Source organism: Streptomyces sp. LE64 (assembly GCF_052606915.1).
This window is the reverse complement of the sequence record NZ_CP199708.1, coordinates 6,006,343-6,028,916: the sequence shown is the minus strand read 5'-3', so window position 1 is coordinate 6,028,916 and position 22,574 is coordinate 6,006,343. Positions and strand designations below refer to the sequence as shown.

Genomic DNA, 22,574 nt, shown 5'->3' with positions numbered 1-22,574 from the left:
GCTCAGATCAGGTGGCGTTCCGCCACCGGGTGGCCGAGGAACCGGTGCATGGCGAACTCCCAGCCGTAGGAGCCCGCGTAGGGGAAGACGACGAGGTCACCGGCGCGCACCCGGTCCACCCGGACGTCGCGCAGCAGGGTGTCCTCGGGGGTGCAGAGTTCGCCGACCACGGTCACCCGGGTGTCCTCGGCGACGGGGCGGGGACAGGACTCGGCCCAGTCGTCCACCGGGAGCACGGCGATGTTGTGCACGATCTCCCAGGAGGTGGGGAGTTGGAAGTGGTTGATGCCGCCGCGCAGGATGACGAAGGTCTCGCCGTAGGAGGTCTTGAGGTCGGTCACCTCGGCCGCGTACCAGCCGCAGTCCGCGACCAGGAAGCGGCCGGGTTCCAGGACGACCTTGACGCCGGGCGGGACCTCCACGGCGGCGGCCAGTTCGCCGAACCGGGCGACGTCGAAGGGCGGCTCGCCCTCGAAGGCGACGCCGATGCCGCCGCCGATGTCGACGTGCCGCAGGTCGATGCCGTTCTCCCGCGCGGTGCGCACGCTCCACTCCACGCACCAGCGCAGGTAGGCGGCGTGGGTCTCGGCGTCGAGGTTGTTGGAGGCGGCGTGGATGTGGAAGCCGACCAGGTCGATCCCGGGGAGGGTGCGGGCCTCGCGCAGCACGGCGGGCACCTCGGGCTCCGCCACGCCGAACTGTGACGGGGCGCCGCCCATGTGCAGCGACCCGGAGACGGGGATCTCGGCCGGGTTGACCCGCAGGGCCACCCGGGCGGTGACCCCTTCGGCCCGGGCTATGCGGCTGATCCGGTGCAGTTCGAGGGGGCTCTCGGCGTTGACGGCCTCGACGCCGGCCCGGACCAGGGCGGTGAGGACGGGCACCGACTTCGCTGGGCCGGCGGCGACCAGGGGGGCGGGCGCGCCCGCGGGCGTCCCGGTCGCGGCGAGGGCCAGCTCGACTTCGGAGCGGGAGGCGACCTCGAAGCCGTCCACGTGCGGGGCGAGGGCTTCGACCAGGGCGGGGAACGCATTGGCCTTGACCGCGTAGTAGACGGCTGCCCATTCCGGGAGCGCTTCGCGCAGTTGTCGGGCCCGGCCGATCGCCACCGCGGGGTCGTAGAGGTAGGTCGAGACGGGGATCTCCCGGCGCGCCAGCTCCGTCAGGCGGGCACGGACCGCCGGCGGGAGGACCTCCACCGGGTGGGCGGAGAGGGGGGCGGAGGAGGGTGGCAACTGAATGGACACGAGTCTGCCTTGGGTCGAGAGGGGGCACGGCGGAGCTGACGCCCGAGGACGCCGTGGGAGGTCCAGCGTGGGGGGACGCGTCGGTGTCAGGGGAAGGTCGACCCGCAGAGGGCGTGTGACGACCGCGGCGACCGGACGGGCGCGGGCGCCGACCCGGTGTCGGTGCTGTCCGATTGAGACACGACTCTCCTATGACGGCGCACGAGGAATCCCCGACCGCGGACTCTTAACTTAGGGGAGCCTAAGCTAACGACCCGCGGTTTGTCTCGCACGGTCGGTCACCATACCGCCCCGGTCCGCCCATAGGACCGTCAACTTACGTAGTTTCCCGCCAACTTGACTGAACATCACATACGAAATTCAGGGTCGGTGAAATGTTCGCATCTGGCGGTTGATGACCAGATCGTCATGCCTCCATCAGGTGACCGGACCCGCGCTCCGCGCCACGTCCGGGCCCCGCGGACCCGGACGCCCCCGCCCGCCGGGCCGGTACCCGTCCACACGCCCGGGTGAATCCCGGCGCGCGACTGCGCCCCCGTCCGCCCCGGTGAGCTACGGGGCGGACGGGGGCGGGCGGGCCGGAACCGTCAGACGCGGTCGGCCGCGATCAGCAGGTACTGGAAGGAACCGTCCTTGTAGGAGTTGAGGAACGCCTCTTCGATGCCGGTGACCAGGGGCGAGGTCGCCCGCAGCTCCCAGTAGGGCAGGGTCTGGGGCGTGAGGTCGATCACTGCCTGCGGGACCAGTCGGTTGTCGGCGAGGGCCCGCATGTACTCGCGGCGGGAGTGGATGTTGCACTCGAAGTGCGCGTTGATCTGCGAGACCCACTTCGAGGGCTGGCCGTAGACCGGGTTCCAGCAGCCGGTGATGGTCACGTACCGACCGCCGGGGGCGAGGATGCGGGAGTGTTCGGCGAACAGGTCGTGCAGGTCGACGTACATGCTCGACTCGTTGTTCCACGAGGCCGCCGCCCGACCGGTGCCGAACGGCATGTCGAGCATGTTGCACACCCGGGCCTGGACCGCGTCGTCGATGCCGAGTTCACGGGCGCGGCCGTTGGCGAAGTCGGCCTGCTTGGCCGAGAGGGTGACGCCCTCCACCTGGCAGCCGAAGCGCTGGTGCGCCATCACCAGGGAACCGCCCCGACCGCAGCCGGCGTCGACCAGCAGGTCGTCCCGTCGGACCGGACCGAGGTGGTCCAGCAGCACATCGGTCTGCGCGGACTCCAACCGGTGCAGCTCGGCGATCAGGCGCTGGGCCCGGTCGGCGTCGTCGGTGCCCTCCAGGGCTGCGTGGTCGACGTCCCCGATGCCGTAGTGGTGGTGGTACAGGCCGTCCACGTCACCGAGCCGCAGGTTCACGGGCCGGGCCTCGTGGTCCCAGTAGCGGGCGATGTCACCTTGGTACGGGGTGGCCGGGGCCGGCCCGTTGACGACGTCGCGGACGGTGGTCTCAGGGATGGACACGGAGGTCACGGGCGTTCTCTTTCCTCTACCAGAAATCGGGCAGGCTGTAGCGGTAGGTGTTGCTCTGGTGCCAGTGGTGGTTGCCGTCCACCCAGGCGGCGACCCCGCGCAGGAAGCGCGCCAGCACGGGGACGGGACAGGCCGCGGCCAGCGCGGCGGACTCGGCCTCGAAGGCGTGCATGAGTTCGTTGTGGACCTCGACCGCCTTGAGGTACGCCTCGCGGGCGGTGCGCCCCTCGCGCTCGGCGATCACCACCGGCAGGTTGAGGTGGGTGCCGGGGCTGTCGAGTTCCTTGGTGTACGAGTACAGGTCGTTGACGACGGTGGTCGCGTTGGAGGCGAGGGCGATCACCCGCTGGACGGCCGGTTGGGCGTGCAGGTCCGCGGGGAGCTCGTAGCCCCCGACGCTGTCGGTGATGGTGGGGCAGGGGCGGAAGTTGTTGAACTGGCGCATGGCCAGGTACTCCCAGACCTCGGGCACGTGGTCCATGTGGTCCCAGGCGCCTTCCGCCAGGTACCCCAGGTGCAACCGGGCCATGTCGTGCCGGAAACGATCCGCCTGGGAGGCGGTCGCCGCCTCCAGGAAGTGCTCCATCGCCGAGTGGTAGGCCCGCCGGGGGGCGTCCGCGTGCAGGGAGGCGGCCCACGGCGGTTGGTACTCGCCGACGGTGTGCAGCGGGTCGAGGGCCGTGTGCGCGAGCAGCAGCCGTCCGCCGAGGCCGACGGGCGAACCGCCGTGGTCCTCGCAGTAGCAGTCGTCGACCGCGTTCTCGGCGACCATCAGCCGGGCGGCGATCATGAGGTGGTCGACGGTGGGGGCGTCGGGGTGACAGACCGTCATGTACTCCCCCACCCGGAACCCGTCGAACTCCTCCTCCCACTCCGGCGGGTACAGCTCGATCTCGTCCATCGCCCACGTCTTGATCCGGCGGTCCACCTCCGCCACCCGCGTGGGGTCGCACTCCGTCACCGGATGGTGGTAGAGCCCCGGGATCGGGGTGCCCGGGGAAACGGGCGCGGTCTCCCGTCGCCCGGGGTAGAGGCTCGCCGTGCCCAGGCCGGTCGGGCCGCGCAGGACGCGTTGCAGCGCTTCGGTGCTCATGGGCGCACCACTTCTCCTTGACTGGGGTGGTCTTGTTCCGGGCGCACCGGTTCCGGCGCCCCCGGGGGTGCCGGAACCGGACCGTGCCGACCGCCGAATCGTTCACTCGGTCGGGTCGGGGCGACCGGGGACGGTCGGGACACGGGGACCGACCGGCGGCACGCGGTGGGGCGGGCGCCCGGCAGCCGGGCGCCCGCGCGCTCAGCCGCTGGTGCGCGCGATCTGCACGTTCTCCAGCACGCCCAGCGCATCGGGCACCAGGACCGCGGCGGAGTAGTACGTGGTGACCAGGTAGGAGATGATCGCCGTCTCGTCGATGCCCATGAACCGCACCGACACGCCCGGCTCGTACTCGTCGGGCAGCCCGGTCTGGTTGAGGCCGATGACGCCCTGGTTGTCCTCGCCGGTGCGCATCACCAGGATGGAGCTGGTGTTCTCCTTGGTGATCGGGATCTTGTTGCAGGGCAGGATCGGCACCCCGCGCCAGGCCGGCACCTGCTGACCGCCCACGTCCACGTGGTCCGGGTACAGACCGCGGGCGTTGAACTCCCGGCCGATGGCGGCGATGGTCCGCGGGTGGGCGAAGAAGAACTTGGACCCGCGGCGGCGGCACAGCAGCTCGTCGAGGTCGTCCGGGGTGGGCGGGCCGGAGCGGGGCTGGATGCGCTGGTTGAAGGCCGCGTTGTGGAGCAGGCCGAACTCCCGGTTGTTCACCAGCTCGTACTCCTGGCGCTCGCGCAACGCCTCGATGGTGAGCCTGAGCTGCTGCTCGGTCTGGTTCATCGGCTTGTTGTAGAGGTCGGCGACGCGGGTGTGGACCCGCAGCACCGTCTGCGCCAGGGAGAGTTCGTACTCGCGCGGGTTCAACTCGTAGTCGACGAAGGCGCCGGGGAGCGCGAACTCCCCCTCGTGCCCGGCGGACATGGCGATCTCCGCCTCGCCGAGCCGGTTCTGCCGCTTCTCGGGAAGCGCGGTGAACTCCCGGATGTGCGCCTGGAGGGCGGGCGAACCCGCCGTCACGGACTCGAAGTCGGCCCGGGACAGGGTGAGCAGGGTGCCGGCGGTCCGGGCGACCGCGGTGTACTCCCAGCTGGCCTCGGCGTCCAACAGCGCCTGCTGGCCGAAGCGGTCGCCGTCGGCGAGCACCGCGGTCACGGTCTCGTCCCCGTACGGACCGGTGGAGACCTGCTCGACGCGGCCGTGGGCGATCAGGTGGATCTGCTCGGCCGGAGCGCCCCGCTCGATCAGGGTCTCGCCGGCCCGGAAGTCGCGCTGCACGCAGCGGTCGGCGAGCGCGGTCAGCACGTCCACCTCGTCGAAGCCGCGCAGCAGGGAGAGTTCGCCGAGTTCGCGGGGGATGACCCGGACCGCGGCACCGTCCTGCACGAACTCGATGGAACCGTCGCCCACGGTGTAGGACAGTCGGCGGTTCACCCGGTAGGCACCGCCGGACACCTCCACCCAGGGCAGCATCTTGAGCAGCCAGCGGGAGGTGATCTCCTGCATCTGCGGAGCGGACTTGGTGGTGGTGGCGAGGTTGCGGGCAGCCGCCGTGCTGAGGCTGCTCTGCTGGCGCGGTTCCTGGTGCAGCTCCGGGCTGGAGTCCACGGTCATCGGGCTGGGCTCTCCTTGCTGGTCGACGTCCGGCGCGTGCGCGCACGTCGGGTGAACTTGGTTTCGGGCGGGGGCACTTCGGGACGATCCGCGGAGTCCGGAAGGTCCGGGAAGGCGGGGAAGGGGAGAAGGGACGGAAAGGGGGCGGATGCGCCGAGGAGGAGGTGTCCGCGAGGTCCGTCCCCGATCCGCGAGAACCGTAGGTCGTGCCGTGCCCGTTGAACCACGGGAAGCGGTATTTGATCCTTCAATACGGTGAACTTGATCCACTTCAGGTTTACGACTGTTCGAAACGGGACTGCGGGCGGATGCCCGCAAATGACCCCAACACCCCTGCTGGCAGGGGGTGTTCGATGTCACGTTTCACCCGGCCGTCCGAGCCGCAACGGCGGTCGGCCGAACACCGACGTGCCCGGCCGACCGCCGCGTCCACCCCTGCGCGCGTTCCCCTCCGGTCACCCGGACCGCGATGCCAGGCTCCAGCCGCGGGCCCGGGTGCGCTCCTCCCAGAAGCGGGCGTACCGACCGCCGAGGGCCAGCAGTTCCTCGTGGGTGCCGCACTCGACGACCCGTCCCTCGTCCAGGAACGCGATCCGGTCGGCCGCCACGATCGTCTGGAGGCGGTGGGCGATCACCAGGAGGGTGCGGTCCTCGGCCAGCGCGGTGAGCGCGCTGTGGACCACGTGCTCGTTCTCCGGGTCGAGCGCCGCGGTGGCCTCGTCCAGCAGTACGACGGGGGCGTCCTTGAGCAGGGCCCGGGCGATCGACACCCGCTGGCGCTCCCCGCCCGAGAGGGCCGCCCCGCCCTCGCCGACCCGACTGTCCCACCCGTCGGGCAACCGGGCCGCGATCTCGTCCGCTCCGGCCAGTCGCGCCGCCCGGTGGAACTCCTCCTCGTCCGCGTCGGGGCGGGCCATCCGGATGTTCTCGGCGATCGTCGCGTCGAAGAGGTAGACGTCCTGGAACACCAGGGAGATCCGGGACATCAACTGCTCGGTGGTCCACTCCCGCACATCGGTGCCGCAGACCAGCACCCTGCCCTGCGTGGCGTCGAAGAACCGGGCCAGCAGCCGGGTGACGGTGGTCTTCCCGGAGCCGGACGGGCCGACCAGCGCCGTCAGGGTGCGCGGGGGCACCCGGAGCGAGAAGCCGTCGAGGACCGGCGTCTTCGGGTCGTAGCCGAAGACCACTCCGTCCAGTTCGACGGAGGTGTCCTCCGGGTCGGCCGGCACGGCGGGCGCCCCGGGCTCCGGGAGCGGCTCGGTGGCGAGCAGCGCCTCGACCCGGTCCAGCGAGTTCCCGGCGATCCGCACCGAGGCCGCGAGGTCGGCCGCGACCACGAGCGGTTCCACGAACCGGGCTGCCAGCACCAGCAGGGCGATCAGTTCCGGGGCTCCCACCGATCCGTCGAGGGCCAGCACGGTGCCCGCCAGGAGCACCACGGTGAAGGCGAGTTGGAGGGACATCACGAAGGCGGCGAACCCGGGAACCGCGGTCAGCAGCAGCCGGCGCCCGGTGGCCCGGTGGGCGACCAGGGCGGCATCGAGCGCCCGGTGCCCCTCGCCGGAGCGGGAGAAGGCCCTCAGCACCGGCTGGGCACGGGCGAACTCGATCACCCGGCCGCCGGCCTCGGCCGACGCGGCGTCGTGGGCGTGGTCGTTGCGGGCCACCACCCGCCCGGTGATCCGATGGGCGAGCGCGGCCAGCGGCAGTCCGACGAGCGCGGCCAGGGCCAGCCGCCAATCGAAGAAGAACATCAGCGCGACGGTCACCAGCGGGGTGACGAACGCGGTGACGATCGGCCGCAGCAGATGGGCCGGGACGCCCATCACGTCGATGACGCCCTTGGCGGTCAGCTGGGTGAGCCGGCCACTGCGTTCGGCGGTGAACCACCCCAGCGGGAGGCTCGCCACGTGGTCGCCGATCCGGTGGTGGAGGGTACGGGCCAGACCGGCCCCGACGTGGTAGCCGCACAGCGTGCTGTCCCAGTGGGCCACCGCGTAGCCGGCGCCCACCACCGCGAGGGCTCCCCACCACGGCAGGGCGTTCCCGGCGCCGCCGCCGTCGAGGAGTTCCCGCAGCAGGGGGACGAGCAGGGCGAAGGCGACCCCCTGGAGGACGGCGCAGAGCACCAGCCCGACCAGCATCCGGCGGAGCCGGGCGGCGCCCTCGGGGTCGAGCACGGCGAGCAACCGGCGGATCATCGGGTGGCCTCCGGGGCGCGCCGGTCGGACGGGGCCGCGGCGTACTCGTCGAAGGCCCAGGAGCGGGCGTAGCGACCGTTCAGGGCCAACAGTTCCTCATGGGTGCCCTGTTCCGCGATCCGTCCGCGGTCGAGGACGACGATCCGGTCGGCGCCGGCGACGGTGGAGAGCCGGTGGGCGATGACCAACAGGGTGCGTCCGGCCACGAGTGCGGAGAGTCCTTCCTGGATGGCGGCCTCGGACTCCGGGTCGGCGAAGGCCGTCGCCTCGTCCAGGACGAGGACGGGGGCGTCGGCGAGCAGGGCCCGGGCGATGGAGATCCGTTGGGCCTCGCCCCCGGAGAAGTGGGCGTCGGTCCCGACGACGGTGTCGTAGCCCGCGGGCAGCCGCAGGACGCGGTCGTGGATGCGGGCCGCGCGGGCCGCGGCCCACACCTCGGCGTCGCTCGCGCCGGGGCGGGCGAGGGCGATGTTCTCCCGGACGGTGGCGCGCAGGAGTTGGACGTCCTGGAAGACGAAGGAGACCAGTCGGTAGAGGCGTTCGGCGGGGAGGTGGCGCAGGTCGACGCCGCCGATCCGGACGGCTCCCCCGGTGACGTCGAAGAACCGGGGGAGCAACCGGGCGAGGGTGGTCTTGCCGGAGCCGGAGGGGCCGACCAGCGCGGTCACGGTGCCGGGCCGCAGGGTGAGGGAGACCTCCTCGACGGCACGGGAGCGCCGGTCGTAGCCGAAGGTGACCCGGTCGAACTCCACGGTGGTGTCACGGGGTTCGGCGCGTTCGTGGGGGGCGGGGTCGGGCAGGGGCGGGGTCGCGAGGACGGCGCCCACCCGGCCGGCTGCTTGGCGGGCCTTGCGGACGTCCTCCACCGAGTAGCCGAGGCCGAGCAGGGGCGCCGTCAGTCCCAGGCCGAGCAGGGCGAAGGGCAGCAGGTCGACGGCGGGCGCCCACCCCCGACCGACGAAGAGGCAGCCGGTGCCGAGGATCCAGAGCAGCAGGAACACCGGCGAGAGCACCAGTTCGACGGTGGCGCTGGTGCGGAACGTGTTCCGCACCCAGCCGAGGAAGAAGGCGGCGAGGTCGTCGGTGGCCTCGGTGAAGCGGTGGTGCGCACGGCGGCTGCGCCCGAAGGTCTTGACGACCGCGATCCCGTGCGCGAACTCCACCGAGGCCGAGCCGACCCGGGCGAGGGCCTCGTCGTAGCGGGTGTAGGCGGCACGGGCGGAGGCACTGCCCGTCATCCGGCCGTAGAGCGCCAGCCCCACCACCACGGGCACGAGGACGGTCAGGGTCAGGCGCCAGTCGACGGCGAAGAGGTACGCCAGGGAGACGAGCGGGACGACGATCGCGCGGGTGAGGTCGGTGAGGGTGTGTCCGACCAGGTGGTGCATGGCCGAGACGTCGTCGTGCACGGACTTGCGGACGAGGCCGGAGTTGCGTTCGGTGAACCAGCCGAGGGGCACCCGGCCCAGGTGGGCGGCGAGGCGGCGGCGCAGCGCCAGGCTGAGGTCGTTGTCGGCGAGGTGGGCCAGGGCCGAGGCGGCGAGGGTGCACAGCAGGCCCAGCAGTATGGCGGCGGCTCCGGTGCCGGCGACCCACCAGGCGCGCTCCCGGTCGACGGCGCCGTCCGGCGCGGTGTCGAGGAGCACCCGGCCCAGTTCCGCGACCGCCGCGAAGGGCACCACCGAGGCGACGGCGGCGAGGGCCTGGAGGGACACGGCGAGGACGAGGCGTCCGCGTACGGGGGCGAGCAGGTCACCGAGCCCCGCCCCCCGGTCCGGTTCGGGGGCGGGTTCCGGTTCGGGGGGCGGGGCCGGCGGTCGGGCCCCCGCGGGGGTCACCGGGCCCTCGTTCGGTCGACGTGGCCCGTCGTGGGTCGTGGGCATCCCGCCTCCACAGGTATACGGCGTATACAAAAGTGAGGCTGCCCTAAGTGACTTGACGGTGTCAAGGTTTCCCCGACGGGGCGACGGACTTCCGGCCGGGCGGGGCTACGCCCCGAGCACCCCGTCCAGGAGGCGTTCCAGGTTGAGGGCGAAGCGCTCCCGGTCACGAGTGCCGGGCGGGGCGCCCGTGGCGATCGCGGCGGCCAGCCGGGGATAGCGCTCCGGGTCGAGCTCCCGCATCATCCGCCGCGCCTGGGTGCCCTCGTGGTCGCTGTGCGTCACCAGGGTCTCGCCGAAGAGGAAGCTGAAGAGCATCGCGTACGAGTCGCGCGCCCGCTGCGGCGGGATGCCGGCATCGGCGAACGCCGCGAACACGACCTCCAGCACCGGCAGGACGCGGGTGCTCGCCAGCCCCTCGGTCGCCAGCACCTGCACCACCCACGGGTCGCGGTGGAAGGCGTCGTGCATGCCGTGCAGCACCGCGGTCAGCCGTTCCCGGGGGGTCCCGGTCGCGGGGGGCGGCGCCACCCCGTCCGCGACCACGTCCAACATCCGGATCAGCAGGTCCTCCCGGTCCGCCACGTGCCGGTACAGGGCCATGGCGGAGACGCCGCACTCCTCGGCCAGCCGCCGCATGCTCACCGCCGGCAGTCCTTCGGCCCGCGCCACCCGCAGGGCGGTGTCGACCACGGTCGCGGCGGTGAGTCGGGGCGTGCGCTGGGTGCGGGCGGGGCGTGCGGACATGGCGGTCATTCTCCCCGACCCGGCCCACCCGGCGGGGTCCGCACACCGGGCGCCCCGCGACGAGGTGGGGGAAGCTGTCGGAGAGCCGTCCCGCGCACGCCAGAAGGAGCGGAACCGATGCCCCTCGAACGCCCCCCGTACTTCGGACTGGACGCCAACGTCCCGTTCCCGCAATCGGCCGCGCTCTCCGAGCGCGTCCTGGTCGCGGAGGAGGCCGGGTTCGACCTCTTCTCCCTGATGGACCACCCCTACGCGGGTGACCACCACGAGGCGTACGCCGCCCTCGGCTTCGCCCTCGGCCGCACCCGACGGATCTCGGGCTACGTGGGCGTGACCAATCTGCCGCTGCGGCCGGCGCCGGTGCTCGCGCGGACGGTCGCCACCCTCTCCGCCCTCTCGGGAGGACGGTTCGTCCTGGGGCTCGGCTCGGGCGGCATCTGGAAGCGCATCGCGGCCTTCGGCGCACAGACGCTGGCCCCCAAGGACGCGGTCAGCGCCTTCGAGGAGGCCATCGTGCTGATCAGGCTGCTCACCGGTGGCGGCGCGGGCCCCGTGGACTTCGACGGACGCTTCTACCGGGTCAGCGGGGTGCTGCCGGCCCCGGTCCCCACCCCGCCGATCTGGACGGGCTCCAACGGCCCCCGGGCCCTCGCGATCACCGGGCGGCTCGCCGACGGCTGGATCCCCAGCTTCGGTGCGGACTGGTTGGCGGAGAGCTACCGGGCCGCCCGTCCGCGCATCGACCGCGCGGCCCGCCAGGCCGGCCGGGACCCGGCCGAGGTGATCTCGTACTTCAACTTCGGCGGGGTCCTCACCGACCGGGACGTTCTCTCGCCCCGCGATCCGGAGGGCCGGTGGACGGGCGGTTCGGTGCGGCAGTGGGTCGAGGAGCTGACCGGCGCGGTCCTGGAGCACGGCGCGGGCGGGTTCAACACCCATGTCGTGGACGCCTCCGGCGACGACGGGGCCGATGTCGTCCGGAGGTTCGCGGCGGAGGTCGTGCCGGCGGTCCGGGCGGCCGTGGCGGCGGGCTGAACCCGACGCGGCGGTGACGGCGTGCCGCGCCCGGACGGTCGGGCATAAACCGCCCCCCTGTTTGGTTTATCAATCAACTAGGTTGTTGGTTGACGCGCAGAGACCTCCAGGGGAGACAGCACCATGGCCGACTACGGGCACGAACTGGAATTCGGCTCCTTCCTCACGCCCGGCAGCGGCGATCCCGAGGGGGTCGTCGACCTCGCCGTGCTCTCCGAAGAGGTCGGCCTCGACCTGGTCACCTTCCAGGACCACCCCTACAACCCGGGTCTGCTGGACAACTGGACCCTGATGACCTGGGTGGCCGCCCGGACCGAGGGCATCCGGATCGCCAGCAACGTCACCAGCGTGCCGCTGCGCAACCCCGCCGTCCTCGCCCGCGCCGCCACCAGCCTGGACCTGCTCTCCGGCGGCCGGCTCAGCCTCGGCGTGGGCGCCGGCGCCTTCTGGGACGCCATCAGCGCCATGGGCGTGCCCCCGCTCACCCCCGGCCAGCGCATCACCGCGCTCAGCGAGGCCATCGACATCATCCGCGGCATCTGGGACGCCGACGAACGCGGCCCGCTGCGCATCGCGGGAGAGTTCCACTCGGTGAGCGGCGCCAAGCGGGGACCGGCGCCCGCCCACGACATCCCCCTGTGGCTGGGCGCGTACAAGCCGCGCATGCTGCGCCTGGTCGGGGCCAAGGGCGACGGCTGGCTGCCGAGCCTGAGCTACCTGGGCTCCCCCACGGTGACCGAGAGCAACGCCCTCATCGACCGGGAGGCGGAGCGCGTCGGCCGCGACCCCCGCGAGATCCGGCGCCTGTTGAACGTCTCGGGCAGCTTCGGCCCCTCCACCGGACAGCTCCAGGGCCCGCCGGACCAGTGGGTGGAGGAACTGCTGCCGTTCGTCCTCGACGAGGGCTTCAGCACCTTCATCCTCGGCTCGGACGACCCCCGCGCCCTCTCCGTGTTCGGCCGCGAGGTGGCACCCGCCCTGCGGGAGGCGGTGGAGGCCGAGCGGAGGACCGCCGGCACCGCCACCGGCCACCGGGTCCGCCCCGCCGCGGCCCTCGCCGCCCGCCGCCCGGGCATCGACTACGAGGCGGTGCCCGACTCCCTGGCGGACCGGGCCGTCGAACCCGGCGACCGGGCCTACGGCTCCGTGCGCTCCACCTACCTCTGGCCCGGCGCCCCGGGCCTGGTCCTGCGCCCCTCCACCACCGGGCAGGTGGCCGAGGCGGTGCGCTACGCCCGCGCCCAGTCCGTACCGCTCTCCGTGCGCAGCGGCGGCCACGGCATCAGCTCCCGCGCCACCAACGACGGCGGGATCGTCATCGGCCTCGGTGCCCTCGACGGGGTCACGCTGCTGGACCGGGAGCGGCGTCTGGTCCGGGTCGGGGCGGGCGCCCGCTGGGGCCGGGTCGCGGCGCAGCTCGCCCCGCACGGACTGGCCGTCAGCTCCGGGGACTCCGGCGGCGTCGGGGTCGGCGGCCTCGCGGCGGCCGGCGGGATAGGTTTCCTCGCCCGCTCCTACGGGCTCACCATCGACCACGTCCGGGCCGCCGAGGTGGTCCTCGCGGACGGGCGGACGGTGGTCGCCGACGCCGAGCACGAGCCCGACCTGTTCTGGGCGGTGCGCGGGGCCGGAGCCAACATGGGCGTGATCACCTCCTTGGACGTCGAGGCGACCGAACTCGGTGACGTCGTCCTCGCGGTCCTCACCCACGACGCCTCCGACCTGGCCGGGTTCCTGAGCGCCTGGGGGCAGGTGGTCGAGGCCAGCCCGCGCGAGCTGACCCCGTTCCTCACGGTGGTCCGGCAGGGCGGGCGCATGATCGGCCAGACGTACGCGATGTGGGCGGACGACGAACCGAACGCGGCGGTCGCGGCGCTCGAACCCCTCCTGGCGGTCGCGCCGCTGCTCCAGCAGCAGGCGCACCTGGTGCCGTACTCGGGGGTGGTGACCGAGGGCCGCAACGCGCACCGGGGCGAGGGCGGCTACCGGATGCGCTCGGCCCTCGTCGACCACCTCGACGAGCGGGTCACCACCACGGTGGCCGGCATGTTCGAGAGCGGGGACACCGGTTACTTCCAGATCCGGTCGGTCGGCGGCGCCGTCAACGACGTCCCGGCGGACGCCACCGCCTACGCCCACCGCACCCAGAACTTCGCCCTCTCCGCGATGCTGCGGGGGGCACCCGGCGGTCACGGGGACACCGCCTGGGACGCGTTGGGCGCCACCGGGCTGTACCTGAGCTTCGAGACGCACGACCACGACGCCGCCCTGCCCCGGGTGTACCCGCCCGCCACCCTCGACCGGCTGCGTCGGGTCAAGGCCGCCTACGACCCCGACAACGTCTTCGGCGCCAACTTCCCCGTGCTGCCCGGCTGACCGGCCCGCGCCCACCGCGATCGCGGTGGGCGCCCTCCCGCCCGCACCGCGCCTCTGCCATGCTGGCGCCGTGCAGGAGCCAACCCCGGTCACCCCCGACGCCCCGGTGCCGATACCTCGGCCGCTGCTCACCCAGCAGTGGCTCGACCTGTGTTTCGTCCACTGGGCCGTGCCCCCCGAGGAGGTGGCGCACCTGCTGCCCGCGGGCACCGTTCCCGACACGCACGAGGGGCTGACGTACGTCGGGCTGATCGCCTTCCGGATGCACCGGGTCGGCTGGCTGGGACTCCCCGCGGTGCCGTACTTCGGCTCCTTCCCGGAGACCAACGTCCGGCTGTACTCGGTCGACGCACGGGGACGGCGCGGGGTGGTCTTCCGGTCCATGGACGCGGCGCGGCTGGTCCCCGTACTGCTCGGGCGCATCGGCTTCCGGCTGCCGTACCTGTGGTCCCGGATGGGCGTGCGCACCAGCGGGGACACCGTCACCTACACCAGCACCCGCCGCTGGCCCGGGCCCCGGCGCGCGTCCAGCCGCCTGGTGGTGCGCACCGGCGCCCGCATCCCGGAACCCACCGAGTTGGAGCACTTCCTCACCGCACGTTGGGGCCTGCACAACGCGTTCTTCGGCAGGGCGTCCTACTTGGCCAACCACCACCCGCGCTGGCCGCTGCACCGCGCCGAGTTGGTGGCGTGCGAGGAGGACCTGCTCACGGCCGCCGGGGTGCCGGCGCCCCGGGCCGCACCGGTCAGCGTCCTGTACTCCCCCGGCGTCCCGGTCCGGCTCGGCGGCCCCCTCCGTCCGGCCGCCGCGCCGATCCGGTGACCGCCGGTCCGTCCGGCCCCTCGGGGCTCCGGACGGAGAGGGGGGTGGCGATGTCCTCCAACGACCGTCCTTCGGCGGCGACGGCGAAGAAGAGGGCGACCAGGCCGGCGGCCACCATCAGGCCCGCGCCGATGCAGAAGGCGAGGGCGGCCTCCGCGACCACGCCGCTCTCGGTGAGCCCGGCGAACACCAGGGGACCGGAGATTCCGCCCGCCGCGGTGCCGATGGCGTAGAAGAAGGCGATGGACATCGCCCGGGTCTCCATCGGGAAGATCTCGCTGACGGTCAGGTAGGCGGAGCTGGCCCCTGCGGAGGCGAAGAAGAGGACCACGCACCAGCACGCGGTCATCGTGGTGGCGGTGAGGACCCCGGCGCCGAAGAGCGCGGCGGTGACGAAGAGCAGCACCCCCGACAGCAGATAGGTGCCGGCGATCATCGGCCGCCGCCCCCAGGTGTCGAAGAGCCGCCCGAGCAGCAACGGGCCGAGGAAGTTGCCGAGCGCGATGACCGCGAAGTAGTAGCCGGTGGCCCCGGTGGGGACGTCGAAGAAGGTGACCAGGATGGAGCCGAAGCCGAAGGTGATGGCGTTGTAGAGGAACGCCTGTCCGACGAAGAGGGCGAAGCCGAGCGTGGCCCGGCGGGGGTAGACCCCGAAGACGGTGCGGGCGATCTCCCCGAAGCCGATGACGCCGCGTTGGTGGACGGTCAGCTCGCCCTCGGCCTCGGGCAGCGGTCGTCCGGTCTCCCGCTCGACCTCCCGTTCCACCTCGTCGACCAGGTGTTCGGCGCCGTCGGCGTGGCCGTGGACGAGCATCCACCGCGGGCTCTCCGGAACGTGCCGGCGGACCAGCAGGATCACCAGTCCGAGGACCACCCCGAGGGCGAAGGTGAGCCGCCAGCCCAGGTCCTTGGGGAACAGGTCCGTGTCGAGGGCCAGCACGGACAGCAGCGCCCCGCCCACGGCGCCCAGCCAGTAGCTGCCGTTGATGATCAGGTCGACCCGGCCGCGGTACTTGCGGGGGATCAACTCGTCGATGGCGGAGTTGATGGCCGCGTACTCCCCGCCGATCCCGAAGCCGGTGAGGAAGCGGAAGAGGAAGAACCACCAGGCGGAGAAGGAGACGGCCGTCAGTGCGGTGGCGGCGAGGTAGACGGACAGGGTCACGAGGAAGAGGCGCTTGCGGCCGTACCGGTCGGTGAGCCGGCCGAAGAACAGGGCGCCGGAACAGGCCCCGGCCACGTAGAGGGCCGCGGCGACGCCGGTGACCTGCGCGTCGGTGATGGACAGCCCGCTGCCGTCCTCGGAGATGCGGCTGGCGATGGCGCCGACCACGGTCGCTTCGAGGCCGTCGAGGATCCAGACCGTGCCCAGCCCGACGACGATCATCCAGTGCCAGCGCGACCAGGGCAGCCGGTCGAGCCGGGCGGGCACCCGGGTGGTGACGGTCCCCGGGTCCCCCGGGCCGTTGCGGCTCACGGCGGCGTACCCGCCGGAGCGGCTGTCCGTCCGTGCGGGAGCGGTCCGGGGCCCCGGACCGTGCCGCCCCGTCGGCTCCCCGCCGGCTGGCGCCGCTGCTCCCGGTCCGGGCTCGGTCCTCGCGGCACGGTGCCTCCTCCTCGTTCCCGTCGTTCCCACCGTCATCCCCATGGAGGGCGGGCGGCCCGCCGGCCGCAACCGCGGGGGCTCCGGGTGGGGGTACCCGCCACCCGGACGGGCATCCGGCGCGCCCGCCGCGGGCGGCCGTTCCGCTCCGCCGGCGACGGCTCGGGCACGGACGGTCACCCCGTGAGTGCGCGGATGCGGGGGTGACGGGAGTTTGCCAGGGTGGAAGGAGGGCAAGCGCGCAAGCACGTGCTTCGACACCCAGGCACCGAGCCGGGGCCGGGTGGCGGCGGGTGCGCACCGCATCCGCTCCCGCCGGCACCACCTGCTGGTGCGCCCCCGGACCGAGCGTGACACGCCCTGTCAAGGAGTAGGTCCCATGAGCACGCCCCTTTCCCCGACGGTTCGCCGTGCCCATCCCCATGACGACGCCCCGGACACCGCCGCGGCCTTCCGCCTGCTCGCGTCCCTCCCCACCGGCACCGAACGCTCGCGGGTGCGCGAGGAGGTGACCCGGGCCTGGCTGCCGATGGCGCACCGGATCGCCGCCAAGTACCGCAGCAAGGGCGAGCCCCTCGACGATCTGAGGCAGGTGGCCGCGCTCGCCCTGGTCAAGGCCGTGGACCGGTACGACCCGGACCGGGGGTGCGCCTTCGAGAGCTTCGCCGTGCCCACCATCACCGGTGAGGTCCGCCGCCACTTCCGCGACCACTCCTGGACCCTGCGGGTTCCGCGCCGGGTCCAGGAACTCCGCAACCGGGTGCGCACCGCCCGTCAGGAACTCGGCGGGGAGGGCGGCGAGCCCGCCGTCGCCGCCCTCGCGGAACGCACCGGGCTGGCCGAGGACGAGGTCCGCGAGGGGCTACTCGCCCTGCACGCGCACAGCACGCTGTCCCTGGACGCACCGGTGAACGGGACCGGCGACGCCCCCGACGGTGGATCGGTGCTGGCGGACACCTACGGGGAGCCCGACCCCGGGCTGGACACGGTGGTGGACCGGGAGGCGGTCCGGCCGCTGCTGTCCCGGCTGCCGGAGCGCGAGCGGCGGATGCTCTACCTGCGGTACTTCCGCGACCAGACCCAGGACCGGATCGCCGCCGAGTTCGGCCTCTCGCAGGTGCACGTCTCCCGCATCCTCTCCACCACCTGCGCGAAGCTGCGCCGGGACGCCCTGAGGGAGGTCAGCTGACGTCCTCCGCACCGCCCCGGGCGATGCGGGGCAGGGACGGCAGGTCGCCGGCGGGGAGGGGCTCGTGGACGCGGGCCAGAGCGGTGAGGACGAGGGCGACGGCGACCGCGCCGGGGTCCGGACGGCCCTCGCTGTACCCGTCCGCGTAGCTGGCCCTGCCCCGGCGTGCGGTCAGGGCCGCGGTGGCGTGCGCCCCGGCGATGGCGGCGCGGGCGGCTGCGGTCAGGGCCCGCTCCGGGCTCGCGAGTGGTGTCGCGGCCAGGGCGTCGGCGGCCGGGGCGAGGGCGTCGACCAGCGTGCAGTCCCCCGGCGCGGCGCCGCCGATCGTGGTGATCCGGGACAGCGACCGGCGCAGGGCGGTGGCCAGTGCCGGCACGTCGGGCGGGGTGCGATCGGCGACGGGGGCCAGCGCGGTGAAGAGCACGCCGAACAGGGGGCCGCTGGTGCCGCCGACGTGGTCGCGGAAGGTGTCGGCGAGGGCCTCGGTGCCCGCCGCGCCGCTGCGGTCGGCGAGGCCCACCGCCGCCGTGACACCGCCGCAGAAGTTGTCGCCGAAGTCGCCGTCCCCGGTCGCCCGGTCGAGTTCGGTGAGTTCGGCGTGGGAGAGCCGGCTGATGCGGTGGAGTTCGTCCAGGAAGGCGCGCGCCCCCCGCTCCGCGCGGGGCGGGGCGGGCGCGTCCCACCGGGAGGTGACGGAGGTGCCGTGGGCCGGGGGGAGCGCGGTGGTGCGGAAGGCGGCCGCGCCGGGGAGGCGCAGGGGCGTGTCGGTGGGCAGGTCCCACAGTCCGGCCCAGCCGGGTGCCAGGGCGGTCAGGGTGAGGGTGAAGCCGGCCATGTCGAGGGCCGAGATGTACGTCCCCACGGCCAGGGCGTGCACCCGGGCGCCCCGGTTCACCAGGTGGCGGTGGGCCAGGGCGCCGACGGCCCGGAGTTCCAGCTCGCTGGTGCCGCCGAGTCCGGACACCACGACGACGACCCCGTGCGGACCGGGACGCACGTGCTCCAGCAACTCGTCGAGCATGCGGGCGACGAGTTCGTCGGTGCCGACCTCGGCGATGGTGCGGGCCGCTCGTTCGCCGTGGATGCCGATCCCGAAGTCGAAGTGGCGGGGGTCGAGGCGGAAGGAGGGCGAGCGGTCCCCGGGCGAGGTGTGGGCCCGCGCGCAGACGGCGAGGCTGCGGGAGGCACCGGCCACCCGGGTGCCGAGTTCGGCGAGGCCGTCCAGGTCGGCCCCTTGGTCGGCCAGGGCCCCGAGGAGCTTCTCCACCACCACGGTGGCGCCGGTGCCGCGCCGCCCGACCGCCGTGTGCTCGGTGGCGAGGTCGTCGTCGACGACGACCTCGGCGACCGGGATGCCCGCGGCCCGGATCTGGTCGGCGGCGAGCGCGAAGTTGATGCGGTCGCCGGTGTAGTTCTTCACGATGTGCACGACGCCGTCGCGTTGCCCCAGCGAGGCCGCGGCGTGCGAGGCCGCCACGATCTGCGCGTTGCCCGGTGAGGTGAAGACCGGTCCGGGGACCACCGCGTCGAGTCCGCCGCGCCCCAGGAGGCCGGTGTGCAGGGGTTCGTGACCGGCTCCGCCGCCGGCCACCAGGGCGACGCGGCGTTGTGGGGCCGGTCTCGACGCCAGGAGGTACAGCGGTTCGACGCACAGGCCGATGCCGGGGTGGGCGAGCGCGAGTCCCTGGCAGGCGGCCAGGACCGCCTCGTCGTCGGGCAGGAAGTAGCTCATCGTGCCTCCGTACGGGTGAGGCGACGGGTCGGATCCGCGTCCGTGCCGCACCGGCGGCTCCGGCCGCGAGGACGGCTGCCGCGCGGCGCCTCCACAGAGAAGATCCTAGGCCAAATCCTTCAGAAGGCGATAAAGCGGACGGCCATTGGAGGGACCGGCGGGAATGCGGGCCGATCCGGGGCGGCGACCCGCGCCGGGGCGCACGATTCGCCCCCCGCCCCGGGGCACCCCCTCCCGCGCACTTCATCGGATGGACCGACCGTCATTCCGCAACACGCCCACGTGGGGGTGAATCACACCGGCGGATCAGCAGGCACACCCCAACCACTACTACCCATCTTCACCTTCCGTAACTGGGTTCACAATTCCCCTGAGTAGCAACAGTTCTGACGTGGCATCACATAGGAACCTCGCACCCCGCCCGACTTGAAGAATCATTTCTTCTTGATTTTTCATGGAAGATCCACATTCAATGCCACATTGCCCCCTCGTTTTTGTCTCCGTACCGTCAAGCGGGACGCCCGGGAGGAACATCCTTCCGGAGCGGCGAATCACCCACCCCCACCCCTCCTGAACAGGGAATACCCCTGTCTTCGCATGCCCGTCACGGCTGTTCGCGCATGCGATCCTCATGAAAGGGAACCCCGCATGACCGTTTCTGCTGTCCTTTCCACAGCCCCTGCGGCCGTGGTGTTCGACTGTGACGGAACACTGGTGGACAACGAGTCCCACTGGCAGTCGGCGCGCGTCCACGCGTTCGCCGACTTCGGGCTGAAGGCTCCCCCCGACTTCGCCGCCAAGGCCGCCGGGGTGCACTACGTGGAATGCGGACTCCTCATGGCCGAGGAGGCCGGGAAGCCGGAACTCGCCGAGGAGTTGACGCAGTCCCTGCTGTCGCACTTCACCGCGCTGGCCGACGCGGTGCCGGTCGTCCTGCCGGGTGCGGCCGAGCTGGTCCGGCTGCTCTCGGGGCGGGTCCCGCTCGCCGTCGCGAGCAACTGCCCTGCGGCCGTCGTGGAGGCCAGCCTGGGACGGACCGGGCTGCTGAAGCACTTCGACCACCTGGTGGTGCCCGACGAGGACCTCCGCCCCAAGCCCGAACCCGACCTCTACGCCAAGGCCGCCGAGCTCTGCGGCACCGAGGGCCCGGCCACCCTCGCCGTGGAGGACTCCCTCACCGGCATCGAGGCCGCGCACCGGGCGGGACTCAAGGTCATCGGGGTCGGGGAACCGGCGCCGGCGCACCGGGGCACCACCGCGGACTGGTGGGTAGCTGGCCTCGACGACCCCGACCTGGTGACATGGGTGCGATCGTCCCTGACGGACGCACCGGCGTAGTCGGAGACGGGCGGGCGCGGGCCGTCGCTGGCCCCGGTGCGGGCCCGGACCCGAAGGTCCGGGCCCGCACCGGGGCGTGGCCGAGGGACACGGGCGGACCTCAGCCCCGCGGCGGGGGCGGCGGGCCCTCCCGGCCCGGGTCCGCCCGCCGATGGCTCGGCGGTCGGGGCTGTTCCTCGGGACGGGGCGGCGGGCCCTCGCGGCGGCGCCGACGGATGCCGCGCTGCACCATCACGATCAGCAGGGCCACGACCGCCGCGCCCGCCAACAGGAGCCCGAGGGTGCCCGCGACGCCGTCCGTGGCGGCGAGCGGCAGGACAGGAGCGTTCGATGGGGTCATGGGGAGCGGGTACCCGTGAACCCGCTGGCCATGTCACCGCTCCGGCCGGGCCGCTCGGCCCCTTCCCTCGAACGGACGGCGGGGCGCCACACGGCCGCTCCGGGCCCCGGTCGCGGCGGGCGGCCCCGGCCCGTTCACGGGACCGTGCGCTGCACCGCCGCGCAGAGCAGGGACGCCAGCCCCGCGAAGCCCGCGGCGGTGACCACCGCCCGCCAGGACACCGCCCGGTGACGGCCCCGGCCGTCGCCCCGGGGAGCCGGCCGGACCGCCCGCGACGCCGGGCGGCGGCCGGACGGCGCCCCGGCGGCACGGGGGACGGTCCGGGCGACGGGCGTTCCGGTCAGGGACAGGAACCGCGCGACCGGTGGCCGCAGGACACCGGTGAACTCCACCGGCACGCCCTGGCGCGCCCCGGCGCTCCGGGCGGCCTCCAACAGGCCGAACCCCGCGCTGTCCAGGAAGGTGACGGCGGTGAGGTCGACGGCGATCGCCTCGGGTCGGCACCAGCGGCAGAGGGCGAACGCCGCTTCCAGGTCCTCCCGGCAGCTGACGTCCAGGTCGCCGGAGAGTCGGAGGACCACGTGCTCGTCGCCGTCGGCGGGACTTCCCGTGAAGACGGCGGAGTAGCCGAACGCCACCGTCACGGAGCACCGCCGGGTGCTCGACGGACGCGACAGGCCGCCGCGGGCCCGGGGGGACGGCCGCCCCGGGGGGCGAACAGGGGGGTGCTCATGGGATCTCGCTCCTTGCACGGGGTTCTTCGCCTCGGTGGGAGAGCGGTCCCGGTCGCGCCGCACACACCGGGCGGCCGGAACCGGTTCCAGGAGTGTGCCTGCGTTCCCAAGCACGGCTCACGTGTGCCCCGGAAGCAACGCTTCAAACCATCCGCCTCATCCGTACCGTCCGGTTCAGGCCCGTAGGGTGTGGGACGGACGACGACCGTAGGCGGCCCGGTACTCCCGGGCGAACCGACCCGGGTGGGCGAAGCCCCACCGCGCGGCCACGGTGGTGACCGTGACGCCCCGACCCGGGTCGGCCCGCAGTAACTCCTCGTGCGCGGCGGCCAGCCGCACCCGGCGCAGGTACCTCATCGGCGTGGTGCCCAGGTGCCGGCGGAAGGCGTACTGGAGGGCGCGGGTGGTCACGTGCGCCGCGGCGGCGATGTCCGCGACGGTCAGTTCGCGGTCGGCGTGCGCCTCGATGTGGGCGACAGCACGACGCACCGTCAGGGGGCGCGCGTCCCGGCGGTCCCGGGCCGTCTCCTCGGTGGGGGCGGTGTGGGGGAAGGCGCTCAGCACGCTCGCGGCCAGGTACTGGGCCGCCGTGGACAGGACCAGCGGCTGGTCGTGGAGATCGGGTGCGTCCAGGACGTGGTCCCGGAGGTGGGTGATGATCCCCTGGAGCCTGCGGGCGGCCTCCTCGCAGCGGGGACGGTGACCGGTCAGCCGCACCGCGTCGGGCTCCCGGTCCGAGGCCGCCGAGGCGACCTGGGCGAGCAGTTCGGGGGCGATGAGCGTGACGTGGTAGCGGGCCCGGTCCACCCGACCGCGGTAGGGCTCGTCCGGTGGGGCCAGGGAGAAGACGTCTCCGGGGCCGTAGGTGTCGGCGGGGGCCGAGGCGGCGTGGTCCCGGATGAAGCCGGTGTGCATGCTGCACAGACCGATCCGGCCCAGCGGCCCCACCTCGTAGCTCATCTCGAAGTTCATCTGCACCAGGTCCACGCTGACCGACGCCGAAGCGTGGCGCGAGATCCGTGCGTGGCTCTCGGCGGGCGTGCTGCTGCCGATCCTCATCGCAGCGTACGCCCTGCTCAGGAACTCCTCCGTTCGCTCCAGGTCATCACTTTCGAACATCAGCGCGCCCATGCTGACCGGCTCC

At 73.2% G+C, this 22,574-nt stretch carries 17 protein-coding genes; 5 read left to right on the top strand and 12 right to left on the bottom strand.

The genetic code is table 11. The annotated features are described in order from the left end of the window. Positions 1 to 2 precede the first annotated feature (2 nt). The 7 genes from ACSMX9_RS26980 to ACSMX9_RS26950 all read right to left on the bottom strand — a co-directional run bounded on the left by ACSMX9_RS26980 (position 3) and on the right by ACSMX9_RS26950 (position 10,260). Positions 3 to 1,247, bottom strand: coding sequence for an alanine racemase (locus ACSMX9_RS26980; RefSeq protein WP_445397798.1), 1,245 nt, complete (start codon positions 1,245 to 1,247; stop codon positions 3 to 5). 587 nt (positions 1,248 to 1,834) lie between these two features. Then, a complete protein-coding gene (locus ACSMX9_RS26975) occupies positions 1,835 to 2,722 on the bottom strand; it encodes a geranyl diphosphate 2-C-methyltransferase (protein ID WP_445397796.1) in 888 nt (295 codons plus the stop codon). A gap of 16 nt (positions 2,723 to 2,738) precedes the next feature. Further along, positions 2,739 to 3,815 carry a family 2 encapsulin nanocompartment cargo protein terpene cyclase gene (locus tag ACSMX9_RS26970; RefSeq protein WP_445397794.1) on the bottom strand — a complete coding sequence of 359 codons (1,077 nt, stop codon included), beginning with the start codon at positions 3,813 to 3,815 and terminating at the stop codon, positions 2,739 to 2,741. Positions 3,816 to 4,016: 201 nt separating this feature from the next. Then, positions 4,017 to 5,429: a family 2B encapsulin nanocompartment shell protein gene (locus ACSMX9_RS26965; RefSeq protein WP_445397792.1), complete on the bottom strand. Its 1,413-nt coding sequence runs from the start codon at positions 5,427 to 5,429 to the stop codon at positions 4,017 to 4,019. Between the two features lie 455 nt (positions 5,430 to 5,884). Next, complete coding sequence (locus tag ACSMX9_RS26960) at positions 5,885 to 7,633, bottom strand: ABC transporter ATP-binding protein (RefSeq protein WP_445397790.1); 1,749 nt, start codon at positions 7,631 to 7,633, stop codon at positions 5,885 to 5,887. Continuing rightward, on the bottom strand, positions 7,630 to 9,516 hold the full coding sequence (locus tag ACSMX9_RS26955) for an ABC transporter ATP-binding protein (protein ID WP_445397788.1): 1,887 nt from the start codon (positions 9,514 to 9,516) through the stop codon (positions 7,630 to 7,632). Before ACSMX9_RS26955 ends, ACSMX9_RS26960 begins: the two co-directional genes overlap by 4 nt. Before the next feature lie 105 nt (positions 9,517 to 9,621). Next, entirely contained in the window at positions 9,622 to 10,260 is a 639-nt protein-coding gene (locus ACSMX9_RS26950; protein WP_445397786.1) for a TetR/AcrR family transcriptional regulator C-terminal domain-containing protein, read from the bottom strand. A 117-nt stretch (positions 10,261 to 10,377) separates the two neighbouring features. Between ACSMX9_RS26950 and ACSMX9_RS26945 the strand changes: the two genes are divergently transcribed. The 3 genes from ACSMX9_RS26945 to ACSMX9_RS26935 all read left to right on the top strand — a co-directional run bounded on the left by ACSMX9_RS26945 (position 10,378) and on the right by ACSMX9_RS26935 (position 14,494). Continuing rightward, complete coding sequence (locus tag ACSMX9_RS26945) at positions 10,378 to 11,295, top strand: LLM class flavin-dependent oxidoreductase (protein ID WP_445397784.1); 918 nt, start codon at positions 10,378 to 10,380, stop codon at positions 11,293 to 11,295. Positions 11,296 to 11,418: 123 nt separating this feature from the next. Further along, positions 11,419 to 13,671: an LLM class flavin-dependent oxidoreductase gene (locus tag ACSMX9_RS26940; RefSeq protein ID WP_445397782.1), complete on the top strand. Its 2,253-nt coding sequence runs from the start codon at positions 11,419 to 11,421 to the stop codon at positions 13,669 to 13,671. Positions 13,672 to 13,741: 70 nt separating this feature from the next. Further along, positions 13,742 to 14,494, top strand: coding sequence for a YqjF family protein (locus ACSMX9_RS26935; protein ID WP_445397780.1), 753 nt, complete (start codon positions 13,742 to 13,744; stop codon positions 14,492 to 14,494). Here the strand turns inward: ACSMX9_RS26935 and ACSMX9_RS26930 are convergent. Then, on the bottom strand, positions 14,418 to 15,971 hold the full coding sequence (locus tag ACSMX9_RS26930; RefSeq protein WP_445397778.1) for an MFS transporter: 1,554 nt from the start codon (positions 15,969 to 15,971) through the stop codon (positions 14,418 to 14,420). The genes ACSMX9_RS26935 and ACSMX9_RS26930 overlap by 77 nt on opposite strands. Before the next feature lie 505 nt (positions 15,972 to 16,476). On the opposite strand from ACSMX9_RS26930, the gene ACSMX9_RS26925 reads away from it, so the two are divergent. Further along, a complete protein-coding gene (locus ACSMX9_RS26925) occupies positions 16,477 to 17,286 on the top strand; it encodes a SigB/SigF/SigG family RNA polymerase sigma factor (protein ID WP_445397776.1) in 810 nt (269 codons plus the stop codon). On the opposite strand, the gene ACSMX9_RS26920 is transcribed toward ACSMX9_RS26925, so the two are convergent. Continuing rightward, positions 17,279 to 19,018, bottom strand: a complete 1,740-nt coding sequence (locus ACSMX9_RS26920) for a dihydroxyacetone kinase subunit DhaK (protein WP_445397774.1) — start codon at positions 19,016 to 19,018, stop codon at positions 17,279 to 17,281. The genes ACSMX9_RS26925 and ACSMX9_RS26920 overlap by 8 nt on opposite strands. Before the next feature lie 648 nt (positions 19,019 to 19,666). Between ACSMX9_RS26920 and ACSMX9_RS26915 the strand changes: the two genes are divergently transcribed. Continuing rightward, a complete protein-coding gene (locus ACSMX9_RS26915) occupies positions 19,667 to 20,356 on the top strand; it encodes an HAD family hydrolase (RefSeq protein ID WP_445397772.1) in 690 nt (229 codons plus the stop codon). A 100-nt stretch (positions 20,357 to 20,456) separates the two neighbouring features. On the opposite strand, the gene ACSMX9_RS26910 is transcribed toward ACSMX9_RS26915, so the two are convergent. The 3 genes from ACSMX9_RS26910 to ACSMX9_RS26900 form a co-directional block, all read right to left on the bottom strand. Continuing rightward, positions 20,457 to 20,696, bottom strand: coding sequence for a DUF6479 family protein (locus tag ACSMX9_RS26910; protein WP_445397771.1), 240 nt, complete (start codon positions 20,694 to 20,696; stop codon positions 20,457 to 20,459). A gap of 134 nt (positions 20,697 to 20,830) precedes the next feature. Further along, the gene (locus tag ACSMX9_RS26905) at positions 20,831 to 21,340 is read right to left on the bottom strand and encodes an STAS domain-containing protein (protein ID WP_445397769.1); all 510 of its coding nucleotides are present in this window, start codon (positions 21,338 to 21,340) and stop codon (positions 20,831 to 20,833) included. 264 nt (positions 21,341 to 21,604) lie between these two features. Beyond that, on the bottom strand, positions 21,605 to 22,549 hold the full coding sequence (locus ACSMX9_RS26900) for a helix-turn-helix transcriptional regulator (protein WP_445397767.1): 945 nt from the start codon (positions 22,547 to 22,549) through the stop codon (positions 21,605 to 21,607). Positions 22,550 to 22,574: the final 25 nt, after the last annotated feature.

What these genes read in the sequence shown, in the direction of transcription:
- ACSMX9_RS26970 (WP_445397794.1), bottom strand. Translation starts at nt 3,815, where the DNA reads ATGAGCACCGAAGCGCTGCAACGCGTCCTGCGCGGCCCGACCGGCCTG.
- ACSMX9_RS26965 (WP_445397792.1), bottom strand. Translation starts at nt 5,429, where the DNA reads ATGACCGTGGACTCCAGCCCGGAGCTGCACCAGGAACCGCGCCAGCAG.
- ACSMX9_RS26960 (WP_445397790.1), bottom strand. Translation starts at nt 7,633, where the DNA reads ATGATCCGCCGGTTGCTCGCCGTGCTCGACCCCGAGGGCGCCGCCCGG.
- ACSMX9_RS26955 (WP_445397788.1), bottom strand. Translation starts at nt 9,516, where the DNA reads ATGCCCACGACCCACGACGGGCCACGTCGACCGAACGAGGGCCCGGTG.
- ACSMX9_RS26950 (WP_445397786.1), bottom strand. Translation starts at nt 10,260, where the DNA reads ATGTCCGCACGCCCCGCCCGCACCCAGCGCACGCCCCGACTCACCGCC.
- ACSMX9_RS26945 (WP_445397784.1), top strand. Translation starts at nt 10,378, where the DNA reads ATGCCCCTCGAACGCCCCCCGTACTTCGGACTGGACGCCAACGTCCCG.
- ACSMX9_RS26940 (WP_445397782.1), top strand. Translation starts at nt 11,419, where the DNA reads ATGGCCGACTACGGGCACGAACTGGAATTCGGCTCCTTCCTCACGCCC.
- ACSMX9_RS26925 (WP_445397776.1), top strand. Translation starts at nt 16,477, where the DNA reads ATGAGCACGCCCCTTTCCCCGACGGTTCGCCGTGCCCATCCCCATGAC.
- ACSMX9_RS26920 (WP_445397774.1), bottom strand. Translation starts at nt 19,018, where the DNA reads ATGAGCTACTTCCTGCCCGACGACGAGGCGGTCCTGGCCGCCTGCCAG.
- ACSMX9_RS26915 (WP_445397772.1), top strand. Translation starts at nt 19,667, where the DNA reads ATGACCGTTTCTGCTGTCCTTTCCACAGCCCCTGCGGCCGTGGTGTTC.
- ACSMX9_RS26910 (WP_445397771.1), bottom strand. Translation starts at nt 20,696, where the DNA reads ATGACCCCATCGAACGCTCCTGTCCTGCCGCTCGCCGCCACGGACGGC.
- ACSMX9_RS26900 (WP_445397767.1), bottom strand. Translation starts at nt 22,549, where the DNA reads ATGTTCGAAAGTGATGACCTGGAGCGAACGGAGGAGTTCCTGAGCAGG.